The sequence below is a fragment of the Pseudomonas sp. GL-R-26 genome, assembly GCF_019947365.1.
In the GTDB taxonomy this organism is placed as follows: Bacteria; Pseudomonadota; Gammaproteobacteria; order Pseudomonadales; family Pseudomonadaceae; genus Aquipseudomonas.
Genome location: NZ_JAGYGI010000001.1, coordinates 14,055 through 31,530, shown reverse-complemented (window position 1 = coordinate 31,530; position 17,476 = coordinate 14,055). Strand labels below are relative to the sequence as shown.

Below are 17,476 nucleotides of genomic sequence, written 5' to 3'. Positions count from 1 at the left end.
GCAGCCTAATGGGTTGGTCAGTATTTGTCAGTGTGTGAGAGTTCAATGATGCGTTTTCGCTGCCTGTGGGTTATCGGCTGTTTGTGGTTTCCCTTGATGGGCTGGGCGGCCGCCGCGCCTCCGGCGCCCATTGCCCAACTGTCCCCGAAACAACAGCACTGGCTGGCGCAGCAGAGCGAGTTGCGGGTCGGCGTGGTGTTGCAGGCGCCCTATGCGCAATACGATCGCCGCTTGCAGCGCCTGTCCGGGGTGAACGTCGAGTTGATGAAGTGGCTCGCAAAAAACCTCAATGTCGAACTGAGCTGGCGCAATTTTCCCGACCTTGAGCAATTGGAAGCCGCGGCCCGCGAGGGCGAAATCGACATCGCCCCGGGGCTGACCCAGACCCCTGGCGGGCTGCGCCTCTGGCAGTTTTCCGACCCCTACATGCGGGTGCCGCAGCTGGTGGTCAGCGACCAGAAAAGCGCTGGCGCTGTCGAGCTGGAAAAGCTCGACAGCCAGACCCGCGTCGCCGTGCGCATGCCCAGTGCCATCGCCGATTACCTGCGCGGCAACTACCCGCACCTGAATCTGCAAGGCGTACCGATGGAGCGCCAGGCATTGCAATTATTGGTCGGCCAGCAGGCAACTTATGCGGTGATCGATGAGGCGCAGCTGGGACGCTTGTCGGTCGAGACGGAGTTCTCCGGATTAGTGGTAGTGGGGGATGTCGGCCTGCCGCAGTTGCTGCGGGTGGCCACGCTCCGCGACAAGCCGGAACTGGCGGACATCGTCGAAAGTGCATTGCGGGCGATCCCGGCCAAGGATCTGGAGCAACTGCACAATCAATGGCTGCAACCCAAGTATCCGCGGCTCACCGAGTCGCCGGGGTTTTGGCAAAACCTCTGTCTGTTGCTGGCCGTGCTGGCGTTGAGTTGCATGGCCATTGTGTTCTGGCAGCGTCGCCAGCAGCACAGCCTGGAATTGCGCCTGCTGGCCGCGCAAGAAGACATCGCCTTGCGCGCCGCCAGCGAAGAGGCCTTGCGACTTACGCAGTTTTCCATCGACCAGAGCACCGTCGGCATCCTCTGGGTCAACTGGGACAGCCATGTGCGCTACGCCAACCGCGCGGCGGAAAACATGCTGGGCTATCCGGCCGGCGGGATCATCGATCGGCCCCTGATCGATTTCGAGCCTGGCCTGCACATGGACCGTTGGCTGAACCTGTGGAAGCGCGCCCGGGCCAGTGAAGACGGCCCGCAAAGCTTCGAATCCAATTGCGTGCGGGCCGATGGCAGCATCCTGCCGGCCGATGTCTCGTTGAGTTTTCTGCGCTTTCGCGATGGCGAATACCTGGTGGTTTACCTCAACGATGTCACCGAGCGGCGTCGTGCCCTGGCGGCCTTGCAGGAAAGCGAGGCGCGGCTGCAGGGCATCGCCGCCAACGTTCCGGGACTGGTCTTCCGGCTGGAGCGGGCGCCGGTGACCGATCAGATCGACTTTGCCTACATCAGCGAAGGCAGCGAAAGCCTGGTGGGTTACTCGCCGGCCACGCTGGCCCATCGCGATAAAGGCCTGCGCAGTCTCGTGCATCCGGATGACAAGGCCAGCTATCACCAGACCCAGGATCATGCGCTGGATACCGACAGCGACTGGTCGTGGCAGGGGCGAATCCTCACGCGTCAGGGCGAACAGCGCTGGGCGGAAATCAAGGCCATCACCCGTCGGCTGGAGGACGGCGCCTATGTGTGGGACGGGATCGTCTGGGACATCAGCGAGAGCAAGCGCATCGAACTTGAACTGGCCAGTTCCCGGGAGCAACTGCGTGAGTTGTCCGCGCACCTGGAAAGCGTGCGCGAAGAAGAAAAGGCGCGCATTGCCCGGGAAGTTCACGACGAGTTGGGTCAGATGCTCACCGTGTTGAAGCTGGAAACCTCCATGTGTGAACTGGCCTACGCCCAGCTTGATCCGGGTCTGAACGAGCGCTTGAACAGCATGAAGCGCTTGATCGCTCAGTTGTTTCAGTTGGTCCGCGATGTGGCCACAGCATTGCGACCGCCGATTCTCGACGCTGGCATCGCCTCGGCCATTGAGTGGCAGGCCCGACGATTTGAGGCGCGTACGCAGATCCCGTGTCTGGTGCAGGTGCCGGACAATTTGCCAATGCTCAGCGATGCAAAGGCAATCGGCCTGTTTCGAATCCTTCAGGAGGCGCTGACCAATGTCATGCGGCACGCCCAGGCGCATACTGTTGAACTGACACTGACCCTTGAAGGCGGCGAGTTGTGTCTGACGGTCAGCGATGATGGCGTAGGATTTGTCGCCGCGCCTGGCAGGCCAACGTCCTTTGGGATCGTCGGCATGCGTGAGCGGGTGTTGATCCTGGGCGGCGAGTTGTCGCTGGAGAGTGAGCCGGGTGAGGGCACGACGTTAGAAGTGCGCGTGCCTCTGGACGAAGCCTGAAGAATTTTTGGTATCTGTGCTGACGCTTTCGCGAGCAGGGGAAACGCATTCCAAATGTGGGAGCGAGCCTGCTCGCGATAGATCTTGAACCTGGAGAAGAACGTGATCCGTGTACTGGTAGCCGAAGACCACACCATTGTCCGCGAAGGCATCAAGCAGTTGATCGGCCTGGCCAAGGACTTGCTGGTAGTGGGGGAGGCGAGCAATGGCGAGCAGTTGCTCGATACGTTGCGTCATGTGCCCTGCGAAGTGGTGTTGCTGGATATCTCCATGCCGGGCGTCAACGGCCTGGAAGCGATTCCGCGGATTCGCGCCCTGAACAATCCACCGGCGATCCTGGTGTTGTCGATGCATGACGAAGCGCAGATGGCCGCCCGGGCGTTGAAGGTGGGCGCTGCCGGTTATGCGACCAAGGACAGCGACCCGGCGCTGTTGCTGACGGCCATTCGCAAAGTGGCGTCAGGTGGGCGTTATATCGATCCTGAACTGGCCGACCGCATGGTTTTCGAGGTCGGTCTTACCGACTCGCGTCCATTGCATTCGTTACTCTCCGAGCGCGAATTCTCCGTGTTCGAACGCCTGGCCCAGGGCGCCAACGTCAACGACATCGCCCAGCAACTGGCGCTGAGCAGCAAAACCATCAGTACCCACAAGGCGCGGCTGATGCAGAAGCTCAACATCACCTCGCTGGCGGAGCTGGTGAAGTATGCGATGGAACACAAGCTCCTCTAACAACACCGCAATCAAAACTGTAGGAGTGAGCCTGCTCGCGATCGCGGTGGATCAGTCAATGCAATGTTGACTGACAAGACGCCATCGCGAGCAGGCTCACTCCTACAAGGGATCTCCGTCTGGTTTGGGATGGCAGGCATATCCAATAGCGACAGCCGTTTTGCTCGCTTTTGTGGCTTGCAGCTCGACACTTGTAGCAGCCTTATCCATTTGCGCCATCCTTGTAGGGCAATCCCTACCCCCAACCTTCCATCCGGCTGAGGCCAATCTCTCTTGCGCCCCGATTTGCGCGGTCCCCAGCGTCCACTAGGCTTAGTCCCACAGCAGTCATCAATAACAAAGGTGTGGGTATGAGCCAGGTCGATTCAAGCGCAGGGGCCAATGATGTTCTGGTCAGCTTTCGTGGAGTGCAGAAGAGCTACGACGGCGAGAACCTGATCGTCAAGGACCTCAACCTGGACATTCGCAAAGGCGAATTCCTCACGTTGCTCGGGCCGTCCGGCTCCGGCAAGACCACCAGCCTTATGATGCTCGCCGGCTTCGAAACGCCGACCGCGGGCGAAATCCTGTTGGCCGGGCGCGCCATCAACAACGTGCCGCCGCACAAGCGCGACATCGGCATGGTGTTCCAGAACTACGCATTGTTCCCGCACATGACGGTGGCCGAGAACCTGGCGTTCCCGCTGACCGTACGCGGCATGAACAAGAGCGACGTCAGTGCCCGGGTCAAGCGCGTGTTGAGCATGGTCCAGCTCGATGCCTTCGCCCAGCGCTACCCGGCGCAGCTTTCCGGCGGTCAGCAACAGCGTGTGGCATTGGCCCGCGCGCTGGTGTTCGAGCCGCAACTGGTGCTGATGGACGAACCCCTCGGCGCACTCGACAAACAACTGCGTGAACACATGCAGATGGAAATCAAGCACCTGCACCAGCGTCTGGGCGTCACCGTGGTCTACGTGACCCACGATCAGGGCGAAGCCTTGACCATGTCCGACCGTGTGGCGGTGTTCCATCAGGGCGAAATCCAGCAGATCGCGCCACCGCGCACCCTCTACGAAGAGCCGAAAAACACCTTCGTCGCCAACTTCATCGGTGAGAACAACCGCCTCAATGGCCGACTGCACAGCCAAACCGGCGACCGTTGCATTGTGGAGCTCGGGCGCGGTGAGAAGGTTGAAGCCTTGGCGGTCAACGTCGGCCAGACCGGCGAGCCGGTGACCCTGTCCATTCGTCCGGAGCGAGTGAGCCTCAATGGCTCCAGCGACCAATGCGTCAACCGCTTCTCCGGGCGAGTCGAGGAATTCATCTATCTGGGCGACCACGTCCGGGTTCGCATGGAAGTCTGCGGCAAGACCGACTTCTTCGTGAAACAGCCGATTGCCGAGCTTGATCCCTCGCTCGCCGTCGGCGACGTGGTACCGCTTGGCTGGCAGGTCGAGCACGTTCGCGCACTCGATCCTCTTTTAGAGGCGCATTGATCGCCCCGGCAACACCAACACCAACCCTGCACGTGGAGAGAACAATAAATGTTGAGATCCCTGAAATTCACCGCTTTGGCACTGGGCATGATGGGCGCGGCACACGCAATGGCGGCCGGCCCGGACCTGACCGTGGTGTCCTTTGGCGGCGCGAACAAGGCAGCTCAGGTCAAAGCCTTCTACGCACCGTGGGAAGCGGCAGGCAACGGCAAGATCGTGGCCGGCGAGTACAACGGCGAAATGGCCAAGGTCAAGGCCATGGTCGACACCAAGAGCGTGTCCTGGGATCTGGTAGAGGTTGAATCGCCGGAGCTGTCCCGTGGTTGCGACGAAGACATGTTCGAGCAGCTTGATCCTAAGTTGTTCGGCAAGACCGAAGACTACGTCAAGGGCGCGATCCAGCCTTGCGGCGTGGGTTTCTTCGTATGGTCGACCGTGCTGGCCTACAACGCCGACAAACTGAAAAGCGCACCGACCAGCTGGGTGGATTTCTGGGACACCAAGCAGTTCCCGGGCAAGCGTGGCCTGCGTAAAGGCGCCAAGTACACCCTGGAATTCGCACTGATGGCCGACGGCGTTGCGCCGAAGGACGTCTACAAAGTGCTGGCCGGCAAGGACGGTCAGGACCGCGCGTTCAAGAAGCTCGATGAGCTCAAGCCAAACATCCAGTGGTGGGAAGCTGGCGCACAACCGCCGCAATACCTCGCTTCCGGTGACGTGGTCATGAGCTCGGCCTACAACGGTCGTATCGCTGCCGTGCAGAAAGAAAGCAACCTGAAAGTCGTGTGGAACGGCGGCATCTACGACTTCGACGCATGGGCCATTCCAAAAGGTCTGGATGCCAAGCGCGCTGAAGCGGCGAAGAAGTTCATCGCCTACTCGGTGATGCCACAGCAGCAGAAGACCTATTCGGAAAACATCGCCTACGGCCCGGCCAACACCCAGGCCGTACCGCTGCTGGGCAAGGATGTCCTGAAAGACATGCCGACCACCCCGGAAAACATCGCCAACCAGGTGCAGATCGATGTCAGCTTCTGGGCTGACAACGGCGAGCAACTGGAACAGCGCTTCAACGCCTGGGCTGCGAAGTAAGCACAAGCCAATGTGGGCGCGGTTTTTTGTGGCGAGGGAGCTTGCTCCCGCTTGAGTGCGCAGCACTCACAAAATTGGCAATTGCCAACAGAATTTTGGGGCCGCTTCGCAGCCCAGCGCGAGCAAGCTCGCTCGCCACATAAATCGCTCCCACTGGTTGCGGTGTTTCAACACAACAGGGGCGGTTCGCCGCCTCTGTAACGATCAAAGATTCCCGGAGTACGTCATGGCTATCGCCGTTCCCCTGAACGAGGGCACCAGCCCCACCTTGAAGCAGCGGCTCAAGCACGCCGAGCGGGTCAACCGCTGGAAGGCCCAGGCGTTGATCGCGCCGCTGGTGCTGTTTCTGTTGCTGGTGTTCCTGGTGCCGATCGTGGCGCTGCTCTACAAAAGCGTTGGCAACCCGGAAGTGGTCGGCGGCATGTCGCGCACCGTGACCGCCATCGCCAGTTGGGACGGCCGCGGCCTGCCCGCTGAACCGGTTTATAAAGCAGCGGCCGAAGACCTCGCCGAGGCTCGCAAGAATCAGACCCTGGGTGATCTGTCCAAGCGCCTGAACATGGAACTGGCCGGCTACCGCAGCCTGCTGACCAAAACCGCCCGCGCCTTGCCGCTCGCCACTGAGCCGGCTTCTTATAAAGAAGCACTGGAAGGCCTCGATGAGCGTTGGGGTGACCCGGCCTACTGGCAAGCGGTACGCCGCAACACCAGCAGCATTACCCCGTATTACCTGCTGGCGGCTGTCGATCATCGCATCGACGACCTCGGCGAAGTCGCCCCGGCCACCCCGGATCAGGCGATCTACCTCGACATCTTCGCCCGCACCTTCTGGATGGGTCTGGTCATCACCGTGATCTGCCTGGTGCTGGCGTATCCACTGGCTTACCTGCTGGCCAACCTGCCGTCGCGCCAGAGCAACTTGCTGATGATTCTGGTGCTGTTGCCGTTCTGGACGTCGATTCTGGTTCGAGTCGCGGCGTGGATCGTTTTGCTGCAATCGGGTGGCCTGATCAACAGCGGCCTGATGGCCATGGGCATCATCGATAAGCCGATCGAGTTGGTGTTCAACCGCGTCGGTGTCTATATCTCGATGGTGCATATCCTGCTGCCGTTCATGATCCTGCCGATCTACAGCGTGATGAAAGGCATCTCGCCGACCTATATGCGCGCTGCGATTTCCCTCGGCTGCCATCCGTTCGCCAGTTTCTGGCGGGTGTACTTCCCGCAGACCTATGCCGGTGTAGGCGCCGGTTGCCTGTTGGTGTTCATCCTCGCCATCGGCTACTACATCACCCCGGCATTGCTGGGCAGCCCGAACGACCAGATGGTCAGCTACTTCGTCGCCTTCTACACCAACACCAGCATCAACTGGGGCATGGCGACCGCACTCGGTGGGCTGCTGTTGCTCGCGACGGTCGTGCTTTATCTGATTTACAGCTGGCTGGTGGGCGCAAGCCGCCTGCGCCTGAGCTAAGGGGAGAACGAAATGCTGAGTCCTTATATGTCGCCCATCGAACGGGTGTGGTTCTACAGCTTGCGGATTCTCTGCGGCTTGATTCTGTTGTTCCTGATCCTGCCGGTGCTGGTGATCATTCCGCTGTCGTTCAACTCGGGGAGTTTTCTGGTCTATCCGCTGCAAGGCTTTTCGCTGCACTGGTACCAGGATTTCTTTGCCTCGGCGGAATGGATGCGTTCGTTGAAGAACAGCATCATCGTGGCCCCGGCAGCGACGGTACTGGCGATGATCTTCGGCACGCTGGCGGCGATCGGCCTGACCCGAGGCGATTTCCCGGGCAAGCCGCTGGTGATGGCGCTAGTGATTTCGCCGATGGTGGTGCCGGTGGTGATCATTGGTGTGGCCAGTTACCTGACCTTCGCTCCACTGGGATTTGGCAACAGCTATACCTCGCTGATCGTCGTGCATGCCGTGCTCGGTGTCCCGTTTGTGATCATCACAGTGTCGGCGACCTTGCAGGGGTTCAACCAGAACCTGGTACGGGCTGCGGCAAGCCTGGGCGCTTCGCCGCTGACCACGTTCCGCCGGGTGACCTTGCCACTGATTGCGCCGGGCGTGATCTCCGGGGCGCTGTTTGCCTTTGCGACTTCGTTCGATGAAGTGGTGGTGACGCTGTTCCTTGCCGGCCCCGAACAAGCGACCCTGCCACGGCAGATGTTCAGCGGTATCCGCGAAAACCTCAGCCCGACCATCGCCGCCGCCGCGACGCTGCTGATTGCCTTCTCGGTGATCCTGCTGCTGACCCTGGAATGGCTGCGTGGGCGTAGCGAGAAACTGCGTACTGCGCAGGTTTAAGCCTCCACACCAATCAACTGTAGGAGCGAGCCTGCTCGCGATAGCGGACGATCAGTCGACATCCATAGTGACTGTCAGTCCGTCTTCGCGAGCAGGCTCGCTCCTACATTGGATCTCCAGTGTCTGTTTGGTCATTCACGACCTGAATGGCAGACAAAGCCCAATCCCCAGCTACTATTGTGCCCAGCTCCCCTACCTATAAGAGGCTGCGCACATGAGTCTTTCCTCTTTCAAAATCGCTCACAAACTGATCACCGGCGCAGGTGCCATCGAGCAGTTGGCCGCCGAGCTGACACGCCTGGATATCGACAACCCGCTGATCGTCACTGATGCCGCCCTGGTCAAGTCCGGCACGGTTGAACTGGCACTGGCGCAGCTGGGCGAACGCAGTTACGAGATTTTCGACCGGGTGTTGCCGGATCCGGAAATCGCCATCGTTGAAGATTGCATGCAGGCCTATCGTGACGGTGGGCATGACGGCTTGATCGGCCTCGGCGGCGGCAGTGCCATCGACATTGCCAAGAGCGTGGCGGCCTACGCCGGGTACCACGGTGCGCTGGAGGATCTGTTCGGTATCGATCAGGTCCCGCGCAAAGGCCCGCCGTTGATCGCCATCCCGACTACCGCCGGCACCGGCTCGGAAGTGACCAACGTCGCCATCCTTTCCGACAAGGTCGCGCAACTGAAGAAGGGCATTGTCAGCGACTACCTGTTGCCGGATGTGGCGCTGGTCAGTCCGCAAATGACCCTGACCTGTCCGCGCAGCGTCACGGCGGCCAGCGGCGTCGATGCGCTGGTGCATGCCATCGAATCCTATCTGTCGGTCAACGCCTCGCCGATTACCGATGCCCTGGCCATCGGCGCCATCAAGTTGATCGCCAAGGCGTTGCCCAAGGCCTACGCCAATCCGTCGAACCTGCAAGCCCGGGAGGATATGGCCACTGCCAGCCTGATGGCCGGCATGGCGTTCGGCAATGCCGGGGTTGGCGCGGTGCATGCGCTGGCGTATCCGCTGGGCGGGCGTTTCAACATTGCCCATGGCGTCAGCAATGCCTTGCTACTGCCCCATGTCATGACCTGGAACAAGATGGCCTGCATCGAACGCATGCAGGATATCGCCGAGGCCATGGGCGTGAAGACCGCTCACTTGAGCATCAACGAAGCGGCCGACAAAGCCGTGCAAACCATGACCGAACTGTGTGCCGCGGTGGAAATTCCCCAGGGGCTGCGCAGTTTCGGTGTACCCGAGGACGCCATCCCGTCCATGGCCGTGGAAGCGGCGGGGATCGAGCGCTTGATGCGCAACAATCCTCGTAAGTTGAGTGCCGTCGATATCGAAAAGATCTATCGCGCGGCGTACTAGGGGCCTTGCCGTCGATGGATGATGGCAAGGTCCAATCATCGCGCTCACGGTGCGCGCGTCAAAGCATGAGGTATACAATGCGCGCCATCGTGATTCTGCTCAGAAAAGGTGCGTCATGCAGCCCTTCGTAATTGCTCCGTCGATTCTCTCCGCCGACTTCGCCCGCCTGGGTGAAGAAGTGGACAACGTCCTGGCCGCCGGCGCCGACTTCGTGCACTTCGATGTCATGGACAATCACTACGTGCCCAACCTGACCATCGGCCCGATGGTCTGCTCGGCGCTGCGCAAGTACGGCGTGACCGCGCCGATCGACGCGCACCTGATGGTCAGCCCGGTGGACCGTATCGTCGGCGACTTCATCGAAGCCGGCGCGACCTACATCACCTTCCACCCGGAAGCCTCCCAACACGTCGACCGCTCCCTGCAACTGATCCGCGACGGCGGCTGCAAGTCGGGCCTGGTGTTCAATCCGGCGACCCCGCTGGATGTGCTCAAGCACGTCATGGACAAGGTCGACATGATCCTGTTGATGAGCGTCAACCCGGGCTTCGGCGGGCAGAAGTTCATCCCCGGCACCCTCGACAAGCTGCGTGAAGTGCGGGCGCTGATCGATGCGTCGGGCCGTGACATTCGCCTGGAAATCGACGGTGGCGTGAACGTGAACAACATTCGCGAAATCGCTGCGGCTGGCGCTGACACCTTCGTCGCCGGCTCGGCCATCTTCAATGCGCCGAACTATCAGGAAGTCATCGACAAGATGCGTTCCGAACTGGCGCTGGCTCGCCCATGAGTGGATTTGAGCAGTTGTTCCCGGGGCAACTGCCGCGGCTGGTGATGTTCGATCTGGACGGTACCTTGATCGACTCGGTCCCGGACCTGGCAGTGGCTGTGGACAAGATGCTGCTCAAACTCGGTCGTAAGCCCGCGGGCCTGGACGCGGTACGCGAATGGGTCGGCAACGGCGCGCCGGTGCTGGTGCGCCGTGCGCTGGCTGGCGCTATCGATCATTCGGCGGTCGATGACCACGAGGCCGAACGGGCGCTGGAGCATTTCATGCAGGCTTATGGCGAGAGCCATGAGTTGACCGTGGTTTACCCCGGCGTACGCGACACCCTCAAATGGCTGCAAAAGCAGGGCGTCGAGATGGCGCTGATCACCAACAAGCCGGAGCGTTTCGTCGCGCCGCTGCTGGATCAGATGAAAATCGGCCGTTATTTCCGCTGGATCATCGGCGGCGACACCCTGCCACAGAAAAAGCCCGATCCGGCCGCGCTGTTTTTCGTGATGAAAATGGCCAACATTCCGGCTTCGCAGTCGTTGTTTGTCGGCGATTCGCGCAGCGATGTGCTGGCGGCGAAAGCGGCGGGGGTCAAGTGCGTGGCCCTGAGCTACGGCTATAACCACGGTCGGCCGATCGCGGAAGAATCTCCGGCACTGGTGATCGACGATCTGCGCAAACTAATTCCCGGTTGCCTGGATCCGGCCGCTGAGATAACGTTGGCCGACGCTGTCAAACCCCCTTCTGGAAACGCCATTGTGGTGGTCACTCGCAAACTCTGGATGAAAGTCATCAAGGCCCTGGCCCGCTGGCGTTGGCGCGCCTGACTTGATCCTGGCCGGTTTCCGGCGCGTTTGCATACCTGACTGTTCGACCCTCAAGCCACGAGGCACCTCATGATCCGCGAAGAATTCCTGCGTTTGGCCGCTGCCGGCTACAACCGCATCCCGCTTGCCTGCGAAACCCTGGCCGATTTCGACACGCCGTTGTCGATCTACCTGAAGCTGGCCGACGAGCCCAATTCCTACTTGCTGGAGTCCGTACAGGGGGGCGAGAAGTGGGGCCGTTACTCGATCATCGGCCTGCCGTGCCGCACCGTGATGCGGGTTCACGATCATCACGTCAGCGTGACCGTCGATGGCGTCGAAACCGAAAGCCACGACGTGGAAGACCCGCTGGCCTTCGTCGAGGCCTTCAAGGCGCGCTACAACGTGCCGACCATTGCCGGCCTGCCGCGTTTCAACGGCGGCCTGGTGGGTTACTTCGGCTATGACTGCGTGCGTTATGTCGAGAAGCGCTTGGGCAAATGCCCGAACCCGGACCCGCTGGGCGTACCGGACATTCTGCTGATGGTGTCGGACGCCGTGGTGGTGTTCGATAACCTGGCCGGCAAGATGCACGCCATCGTACTGGCCGACCCAGCGCAGGAAGACGCCTTTGAGCAAGGTCGCGCGCGCCTGGAAGAGCTGCTGGAAAAACTCCGTCAGCCGATCACTCCACGCCGTGGCCTGGACTTCAGCAAGCAGCAATCGGCTGACCCGGTATTCCGCTCCAGCTTCACCCAGGACGATTACGAAAAAGCCGTCGACACCATCAAGGAATACATCCTGGCCGGTGACTGCATGCAGGTCGTGCCGTCCCAGCGCATGTCGATCGACTTCAAGGCAGCCCCCATCGATCTGTATCGCGCGCTGCGCTGCTTCAACCCGACGCCTTACATGTACTTCTTCAACTTCGGCGACTTCCACGTCGTCGGCAGTTCGCCGGAAGTACTGGTGCGGGTGGAGGACAACCTGATCACCGTGCGCCCGATTGCCGGTACCCGTCCGCGGGGCGCCAACGAAGAGGCTGACCTGGCGCTGGAAAAAGACCTGCTGTCGGACGACAAGGAAATCGCCGAACACTTGATGCTGATCGACCTCGGCCGCAACGACACCGGTCGCGTTTCGGAAATCGGCTCGGTGAAGCTCACCGAGAAGATGGTGATCGAGCGTTACTCCAACGTGATGCACATTGTGTCCAACGTCACCGGGCAACTGAAAGCAGGGCTGACGGCGATGGATGCACTGCGGGCGATTCTGCCGGCGGGCACCTTGTCCGGCGCGCCGAAGATCCGCGCGATGGAAATCATCGACGAACTGGAGCCGGTCAAGCGTGGCGTCTACGGCGGTGCAGTCGGTTACTTCGCCTGGAACGGCAACATGGACACCGCCATTGCGATCCGCACGGCGGTGATCAAGAACGGCGAGCTGCATGTGCAGGCCGGTGGTGGCATCGTTGCCGACTCGGTGCCGGCGCTGGAATGGGAAGAAACCCTGAACAAGCGCCGCGCGATGTTCCGCGCCGTTGCCCTGGCTGAACAGACCACGGAAAACTGAGTTCACCACAAAGACCTCACCACCATAAAAAAACGCGGCGCCTGTGAGGGCGCCGCGTTTTTTATTGGCTGCACATCAGAAGTCCAGCGCAACACCTACGTTGATGCCCTGTTGGGTGAAGTCATCGTCCTTGCGGATGTTGTAGCTGGCGCGCAGTGCCAGGTCCTTGGTGAGGTTGTGGCTCACACCCAGGTTCACTCGTTGCAAGTGACTTTGCGGGGTGTAGCCTTCCAGCGTGAACTGGTTGTTTGGCAGGGTATTGAGGTTGATGTCCACGTCCTGGGTATCGTCGTTGTACTCGCGCTCGATTGCCGCTTCGCCGAAAACCTGGGTTTGTGGGGTGATCTGGTATTTGCCCTGCAGGCCAGCGCCCAGGCGCCGGGAAATACGCTCCTGATCGGCGAAGGTCAGCGCCGTGGAGTTGTTGCCGTCCTCCGAGTAACCATCGACTTGCACCTTGGAGAAGTCGGCGCTGACAAACGGCGACAGGTGCCAGGGGCTGCTGGCTTGTTGCGCAATGTCGTAACCCACGCGTGCGCTGAAGGCTTCGACGTAGCCGCTTGTATCACCTTTTTCGCCGCGTTCGTTGGCGCCCAGCTGGAATTTACGCTTGAGGCTGTCGTAATCCAGATGCCCGGCCGTCAACGCCGCATCAGCCCACACACGATTTTGCTGGTACTGGGCGAAAGCCGTGCCCAGGTAAGTGTTGAGCTTGTAGTCGGAGTCGTTGTTGCCGGCCTCGAGTTTCTGGTTGTAGAAACCGGCCACCAGACCAACACGCCAGGCGTCATCGAGACGATAGCTGCCACCGATGTTCAGGTTGGCGCCGTTGCCGTCGGCGCTTGCCACGCTGTCCTGACCGTCAAAGTCCTGATGCTGTCCGCCGCCGGAAACAATGGCTCGCCATTGGCCGACGCCTTGCCAGTTTTCCCAATCGGCCAGCCACTGGTTGCGCAATTCATCCTGATGCGCGCGCACGGTGCCCTGGGCCATTTCCGGCAGCAAGGTCAGCTCCCATGGCGCCGCCAGCAGGGAGTAGGCGTAATCGGCAATCAGGCGCTGCCCGGCTTCGGTGGGGTGCACCGAGTCGTTGTAGATCAGCTTGGTCGGGTCCGGCGTCGCGCTGTTGATGCCGTAGCGGGCGTTCTCGGTGCAACCGTTGCCGCTGAAGCAGGTGGTGATGAGGTTCTGGTCGGTGGCCAGGCCAAACTGTGCCGGGTTGGCGAACGTCTCTTTGAGCAGTACCGGAATGTTGAGCGGGATGACTTCGGCATTGATGTTTTGCAGTCGGCTTACCAGTTCAGTGTTGAACTGGGCGCTGAGTTGGGACGTGAACGCTTGCAGCGGGGTGCCGTTGAACGCCGGGGTAAAGCCGATATCGGGCAGCAACCAGACCATGACGTATTTGGCGCCGGCGGTTTGCAGCGTCTGCACGCTGTCGGCCAGGCGGTCGGCGGCGGCACTGGCCTGGGGCAGGCTGGTCACGCGACCTTGCAGGAAGTCATTACCGCCACCCGACAGGTAATACAGTGCATTCGGGTCGGCACGGAAGTTATTGGATGGAAGATAGCCGGCCCGGGTGCGCTCGCCAGTGGCGGAGGTGCTGGTAATCGAATCAAGAATCTGGTCGGTACGGTAGCCGCCTACAGCCCAGTTGTTACCATCAGGCAGGCCTTCGTTGGCGCGAACGGCTGAAGCAGAGGATGCCGTTTGGTCCGGTGAAAACCCCAGTTTCCCACCCAGGATCTGTGTGGAGTTGAGAGAGCGGACTTCGCCGCTGCCATCCAGGTACACCGGCCCCGTCCGGTTGGTGAAGCGCTGTGTCGCCCCGGCAGGCCCGCCCGTGTCGGCAAAGGTCCCAGCGTCGTTAAGGCTGTCCCCGAAGACAATGAAACTTGTATAAGGATTAGGTGCGGCGTTCGCCTGGGCGCATGCCATCGCGAGCAAGCATCCTGCGAGCGGTACAAACAACGACTGTTTGATCATGAGCAAGTCCGTTTATTTATTGTTTTAGTGAACGAAACGACAGTACCAAAAACTTCCGGCCTTTTGCCATCTGTCGCGAAGCCTTTGATAGTTTCGCGGGCAGTGCCCCCGGCGATATTGCGCGCTCTGCCCAGCTAAGTTACTGTGCCGGGACGTACGAACGAGACCTTCCCCGTGTTGATCATCAGTAAACTCCTGGATCAAGTCATCAAGGCACACGCCCGCTGGCGTTGGCGCGCCTGAATTCTTTTGCCGGCTTCGCCGGACCTGTACCGCTTTGCCTTATTTACCTGTTTGAAATGCCGCTTTGCTGGCGCTACTCCGGCACCTGACAAAGCGCAGCACTCTGCGGGTAAATCATTCGAAGGCCATCTTCAAAGTCAGTGAATTCAAGAGGTTCTATACGCCATGTTGCTGATGATCGATAACTACGACTCCTTTACCTACAACGTTGTGCAATACCTGGGCGAGCTCGGCTCCCAAGTCAAGGTCGTGCGCAACGATGAACTGACCATCGCTGAAATCGAAGCCCTCAACCCTGAGCGCATTGTTGTATCCCCCGGTCCTTGCACCCCGACCGAGGCCGGCATCTCGATTGAAGCGATCAAGCATTTCGCTGGCAAACTGCCGATTCTAGGTGTCTGCCTCGGCCACCAGTCCATCGGCCAAGCCTTTGGCGGTGATGTTGTGCGCGCCCGCCAAGTGATGCACGGTAAGACTAGCCCGGTATTTCACGAGGACAAGGGTGTCTTCGAAGGCCTGAATCGTCCGCTGACGGTCACGCGCTATCATTCATTGATCGTCAAGCGCGAAACCCTGCCAGATTGCCTGGAGCTGACCGCCTGGACCCAACTCGAAGACGGCTCGGTCGACGAGATCATGGGCCTGCGCCACAAGACTCTGAACATCGAAGGCGTGCAGTTCCACCCTGAGTCGATCCTCACCGAACAGGGCCACGAACTGTTCGCCAACTTCCTCAAACAAACCGGCGGCACGCGCTAAGGACTTTTCATGAATATCAAGACAGCCCTGAGCCGTATCGTCGATCACCTCGACCTCAGCACCGATGAAATGCGCGATGTCATGCGCGAGATCATGACCGGGCAATGCTCGGACGCGCAGATTGGCGCGTTCATGATGGCCATGCGCATGAAGAGCGAAAGCATCGACGAAATCGTCGGTGCGGTGTCGGTGATGCGCGAACTGGCGGACAAGGTCGAGCTCAAGACCCTCGACGGTGTGGTCGATGTGGTGGGCACCGGCGGCGACGGCGCCAATATCTTCAACGTGTCGACCGCTTCTGCGTTCGTGGTTGCCGCTGCTGGCTGCACCGTGGCCAAGCACGGCAACCGTGCAGTCTCGGGCAAGAGCGGCAGTGCCGATCTGCTGGAGGCGGCCGGTATCTACCTGAACCTGACGCCGGTTCAGGTGGCACGCTGCATCGACAACGTTGGTATCGGTTTCATGTTTGCCCAGACCCATCACTCTGCGATGAAATACGCCGCCGGCCCGCGCCGGGATCTGGGCTTGCGTACCTTGTTCAACATGCTCGGCCCGCTTACGAATCCGGCCGGTGTGAAACATCAGGTGGTAGGCGTATTTACCCAGGCCTTGTGCCGGCCGCTGGCGGAAGTGTTGCAGCGTCTGGGCAGCAAGCATGTGCTGGTGGTGCATTCGAAGGATGGCCTGGATGAGTTCAGCCTGGCAGCACCGACCTTCGTGGCAGAGCTGAAAAACGACCAGATCACCGAGTATTGGGTCGAGCCGGAAGACCTGGGCATGAAGAGCCAGAGCCTGCATGGCCTGGCCGTGGAAAGCCCGGCGGCTTCCCTGGAACTGATTCGCGATGCCCTGGGCAAGCGCAAGACCGAAAACGGTCAAAAAGCGGCCGAGATGATCGTGCTCAATGCCGGTGCCGCACTGTACGCGGCCGACCATGCCAGCAGCCTGAAAGAAGGCGTTGCCTTGGCGCACGATGCGTTGCACACCGGCCTCGCTCGAGAAAAGCTTGAGGAACTGGGTGCATTTACCGCGGTATTCAAAGTGGAGAATGAGGGATGAGTGTACCGACGGTTCTGGAAAAGATTCTGGCGCGCAAGGTCGAGGAAGTCGCCGAGCGTAGCGCTCGCGTCAGCCTCGCCGAGCTGGAAAACCTGGCCAAGGCGGCCGATGCACCCCGTGGTTTTGCCAAGGCCTTGCTGGCTCAGGCCAAGTTGAAGCAGCCGGCAGTCATTGCTGAAATCAAGAAAGCCTCGCCGAGCAAAGGCGTGATCCGTGAGAACTTCGTTCCCGCCGATATCGCCAGAAGCTACGAGAAGGGCGGCGCGACCTGCCTGTCGGTACTCACCGATATCGATTATTTCCAGGGCGCTGACGCCTACCTGGAGCAGGCCCGTGCGGCATGCAAGTTGCCGGTGATCCGCAAGGACTTCATGATCGATCCGTACCAGATCGTCGAAGCCCGGGCCCTGGGCGCCGATTGCGTGCTGTTGATCGTTTCCGCACTGGATGACGTGAAAATGGCCGAACTGGCAGCCGTGGCCAAAAGCGTCAACCTCGACGTGTTGGTGGAAGTCCATGATGGCGATGAGCTGGAGCGGGCCTTGAAAACCCTCGATACTCCGCTGGTTGGTGTGAACAACCGCAATCTGCACACTTTCGATGTCAGCCTGGAAACCACCCTCGACCTGTTACCGCGCATTCCACGCGATCGTCTGGTCATCACCGAGAGCGGCATTCTCAACCGCGCCGATGTCGAACTGATGGAAATCAGCGACGTCTACGCGTTCCTGGTCGGCGAAGCATTCATGCGCGCCGAAAGCCCGGGTACCGAGTTGCAGCGTCTGTTCTTCCCTGAGCGCGGTATTCCCGTCAGCGGCTCGACCCTCGACTGAATACATCTTCACAGGCAATCCGCTT

The 17,476-nt window shown here is 60.4% G+C and carries 14 protein-coding genes; 13 read left to right on the top strand and 1 reads right to left on the bottom strand.

Annotated elements, in window-relative coordinates; translation table 11 throughout:
• Positions 1-45: 45 nt before the first annotated feature.
• The 10 genes from KGA96_RS00145 (at position 46) to trpE (ending at position 12,571) form a co-directional block, all read left to right on the top strand.
• The gene (locus KGA96_RS00145; RefSeq protein ID WP_223465334.1) at positions 46-2,442 is read left to right on the top strand and encodes a PAS domain S-box protein; all 2,397 of its coding nucleotides are present in this window, start codon (positions 46-48) and stop codon (positions 2,440-2,442) included.
• Positions 2,443-2,544: 102 nt separating this feature from the next.
• Positions 2,545-3,174 (top strand): response regulator transcription factor, encoded by a 630-nt coding sequence (locus KGA96_RS00140; protein WP_008051638.1) that lies wholly within the window; start codon positions 2,545-2,547, stop codon positions 3,172-3,174.
• A 350-nt stretch (positions 3,175-3,524) separates the two neighbouring features.
• Positions 3,525-4,649: an ABC transporter ATP-binding protein gene (locus tag KGA96_RS00135; RefSeq protein WP_046039490.1), complete on the top strand. Its 1,125-nt coding sequence runs from the start codon at positions 3,525-3,527 to the stop codon at positions 4,647-4,649.
• Between the two features lie 48 nt (positions 4,650-4,697).
• The gene (locus KGA96_RS00130) at positions 4,698-5,741 is read left to right on the top strand and encodes an ABC transporter substrate-binding protein (protein ID WP_223465336.1); all 1,044 of its coding nucleotides are present in this window, start codon (positions 4,698-4,700) and stop codon (positions 5,739-5,741) included.
• A 226-nt stretch (positions 5,742-5,967) separates the two neighbouring features.
• Positions 5,968-7,215, top strand: a complete 1,248-nt coding sequence (locus KGA96_RS00125; protein ID WP_223465338.1) for an ABC transporter permease — start codon at positions 5,968-5,970, stop codon at positions 7,213-7,215.
• A gap of 12 nt (positions 7,216-7,227) precedes the next feature.
• Positions 7,228-8,052 carry an ABC transporter permease gene (locus KGA96_RS00120; protein ID WP_046039496.1) on the top strand — a complete coding sequence of 275 codons (825 nt, stop codon included), beginning with the start codon at positions 7,228-7,230 and terminating at the stop codon, positions 8,050-8,052.
• A 214-nt stretch (positions 8,053-8,266) separates the two neighbouring features.
• Positions 8,267-9,415: an iron-containing alcohol dehydrogenase gene (locus tag KGA96_RS00115; protein WP_223511194.1), complete on the top strand. Its 1,149-nt coding sequence runs from the start codon at positions 8,267-8,269 to the stop codon at positions 9,413-9,415.
• Between the two features lie 115 nt (positions 9,416-9,530).
• Positions 9,531-10,205: a ribulose-phosphate 3-epimerase gene (gene rpe / locus KGA96_RS00110; RefSeq protein ID WP_046039500.1), complete on the top strand. Its 675-nt coding sequence runs from the start codon at positions 9,531-9,533 to the stop codon at positions 10,203-10,205.
• Positions 10,202-11,020 carry a phosphoglycolate phosphatase gene (locus tag KGA96_RS00105; protein WP_046039502.1) on the top strand — a complete coding sequence of 273 codons (819 nt, stop codon included), beginning with the start codon at positions 10,202-10,204 and terminating at the stop codon, positions 11,018-11,020. Before rpe ends, KGA96_RS00105 begins: the two co-directional genes overlap by 4 nt.
• Before the next feature lie 69 nt (positions 11,021-11,089).
• Positions 11,090-12,571 carry an anthranilate synthase component I gene (gene trpE / locus KGA96_RS00100; protein ID WP_046039503.1) on the top strand — a complete coding sequence of 494 codons (1,482 nt, stop codon included), beginning with the start codon at positions 11,090-11,092 and terminating at the stop codon, positions 12,569-12,571.
• 75 nt (positions 12,572-12,646) lie between these two features.
• Here the strand turns inward: trpE and estP are convergent, their stop codons facing one another.
• Entirely contained in the window at positions 12,647-14,557 is a 1,911-nt protein-coding gene (gene estP / locus KGA96_RS00095) for an esterase EstP (RefSeq protein ID WP_046039504.1), read from the bottom strand.
• A gap of 408 nt (positions 14,558-14,965) precedes the next feature.
• On the opposite strand from estP, the gene KGA96_RS00090 reads away from it, so the two are divergent.
• Genes KGA96_RS00090 through trpC form a run of 3 tightly spaced genes read left to right on the top strand, consistent with a single transcriptional unit; the run spans position 14,966 to position 17,451 of the window.
• Complete coding sequence (locus KGA96_RS00090) at positions 14,966-15,559, top strand: aminodeoxychorismate/anthranilate synthase component II (protein WP_007906885.1); 594 nt, start codon at positions 14,966-14,968, stop codon at positions 15,557-15,559.
• Between the two features lie 9 nt (positions 15,560-15,568).
• Positions 15,569-16,618: an anthranilate phosphoribosyltransferase gene (gene trpD, locus KGA96_RS00085; RefSeq protein ID WP_046039507.1), complete on the top strand. Its 1,050-nt coding sequence runs from the start codon at positions 15,569-15,571 to the stop codon at positions 16,616-16,618.
• Entirely contained in the window at positions 16,615-17,451 is an 837-nt protein-coding gene (gene trpC / locus KGA96_RS00080; RefSeq protein ID WP_223465342.1) for an indole-3-glycerol phosphate synthase TrpC, read from the top strand. Before trpD ends, trpC begins: the two co-directional genes overlap by 4 nt.
• Positions 17,452-17,476 lie beyond the last annotated feature (25 nt).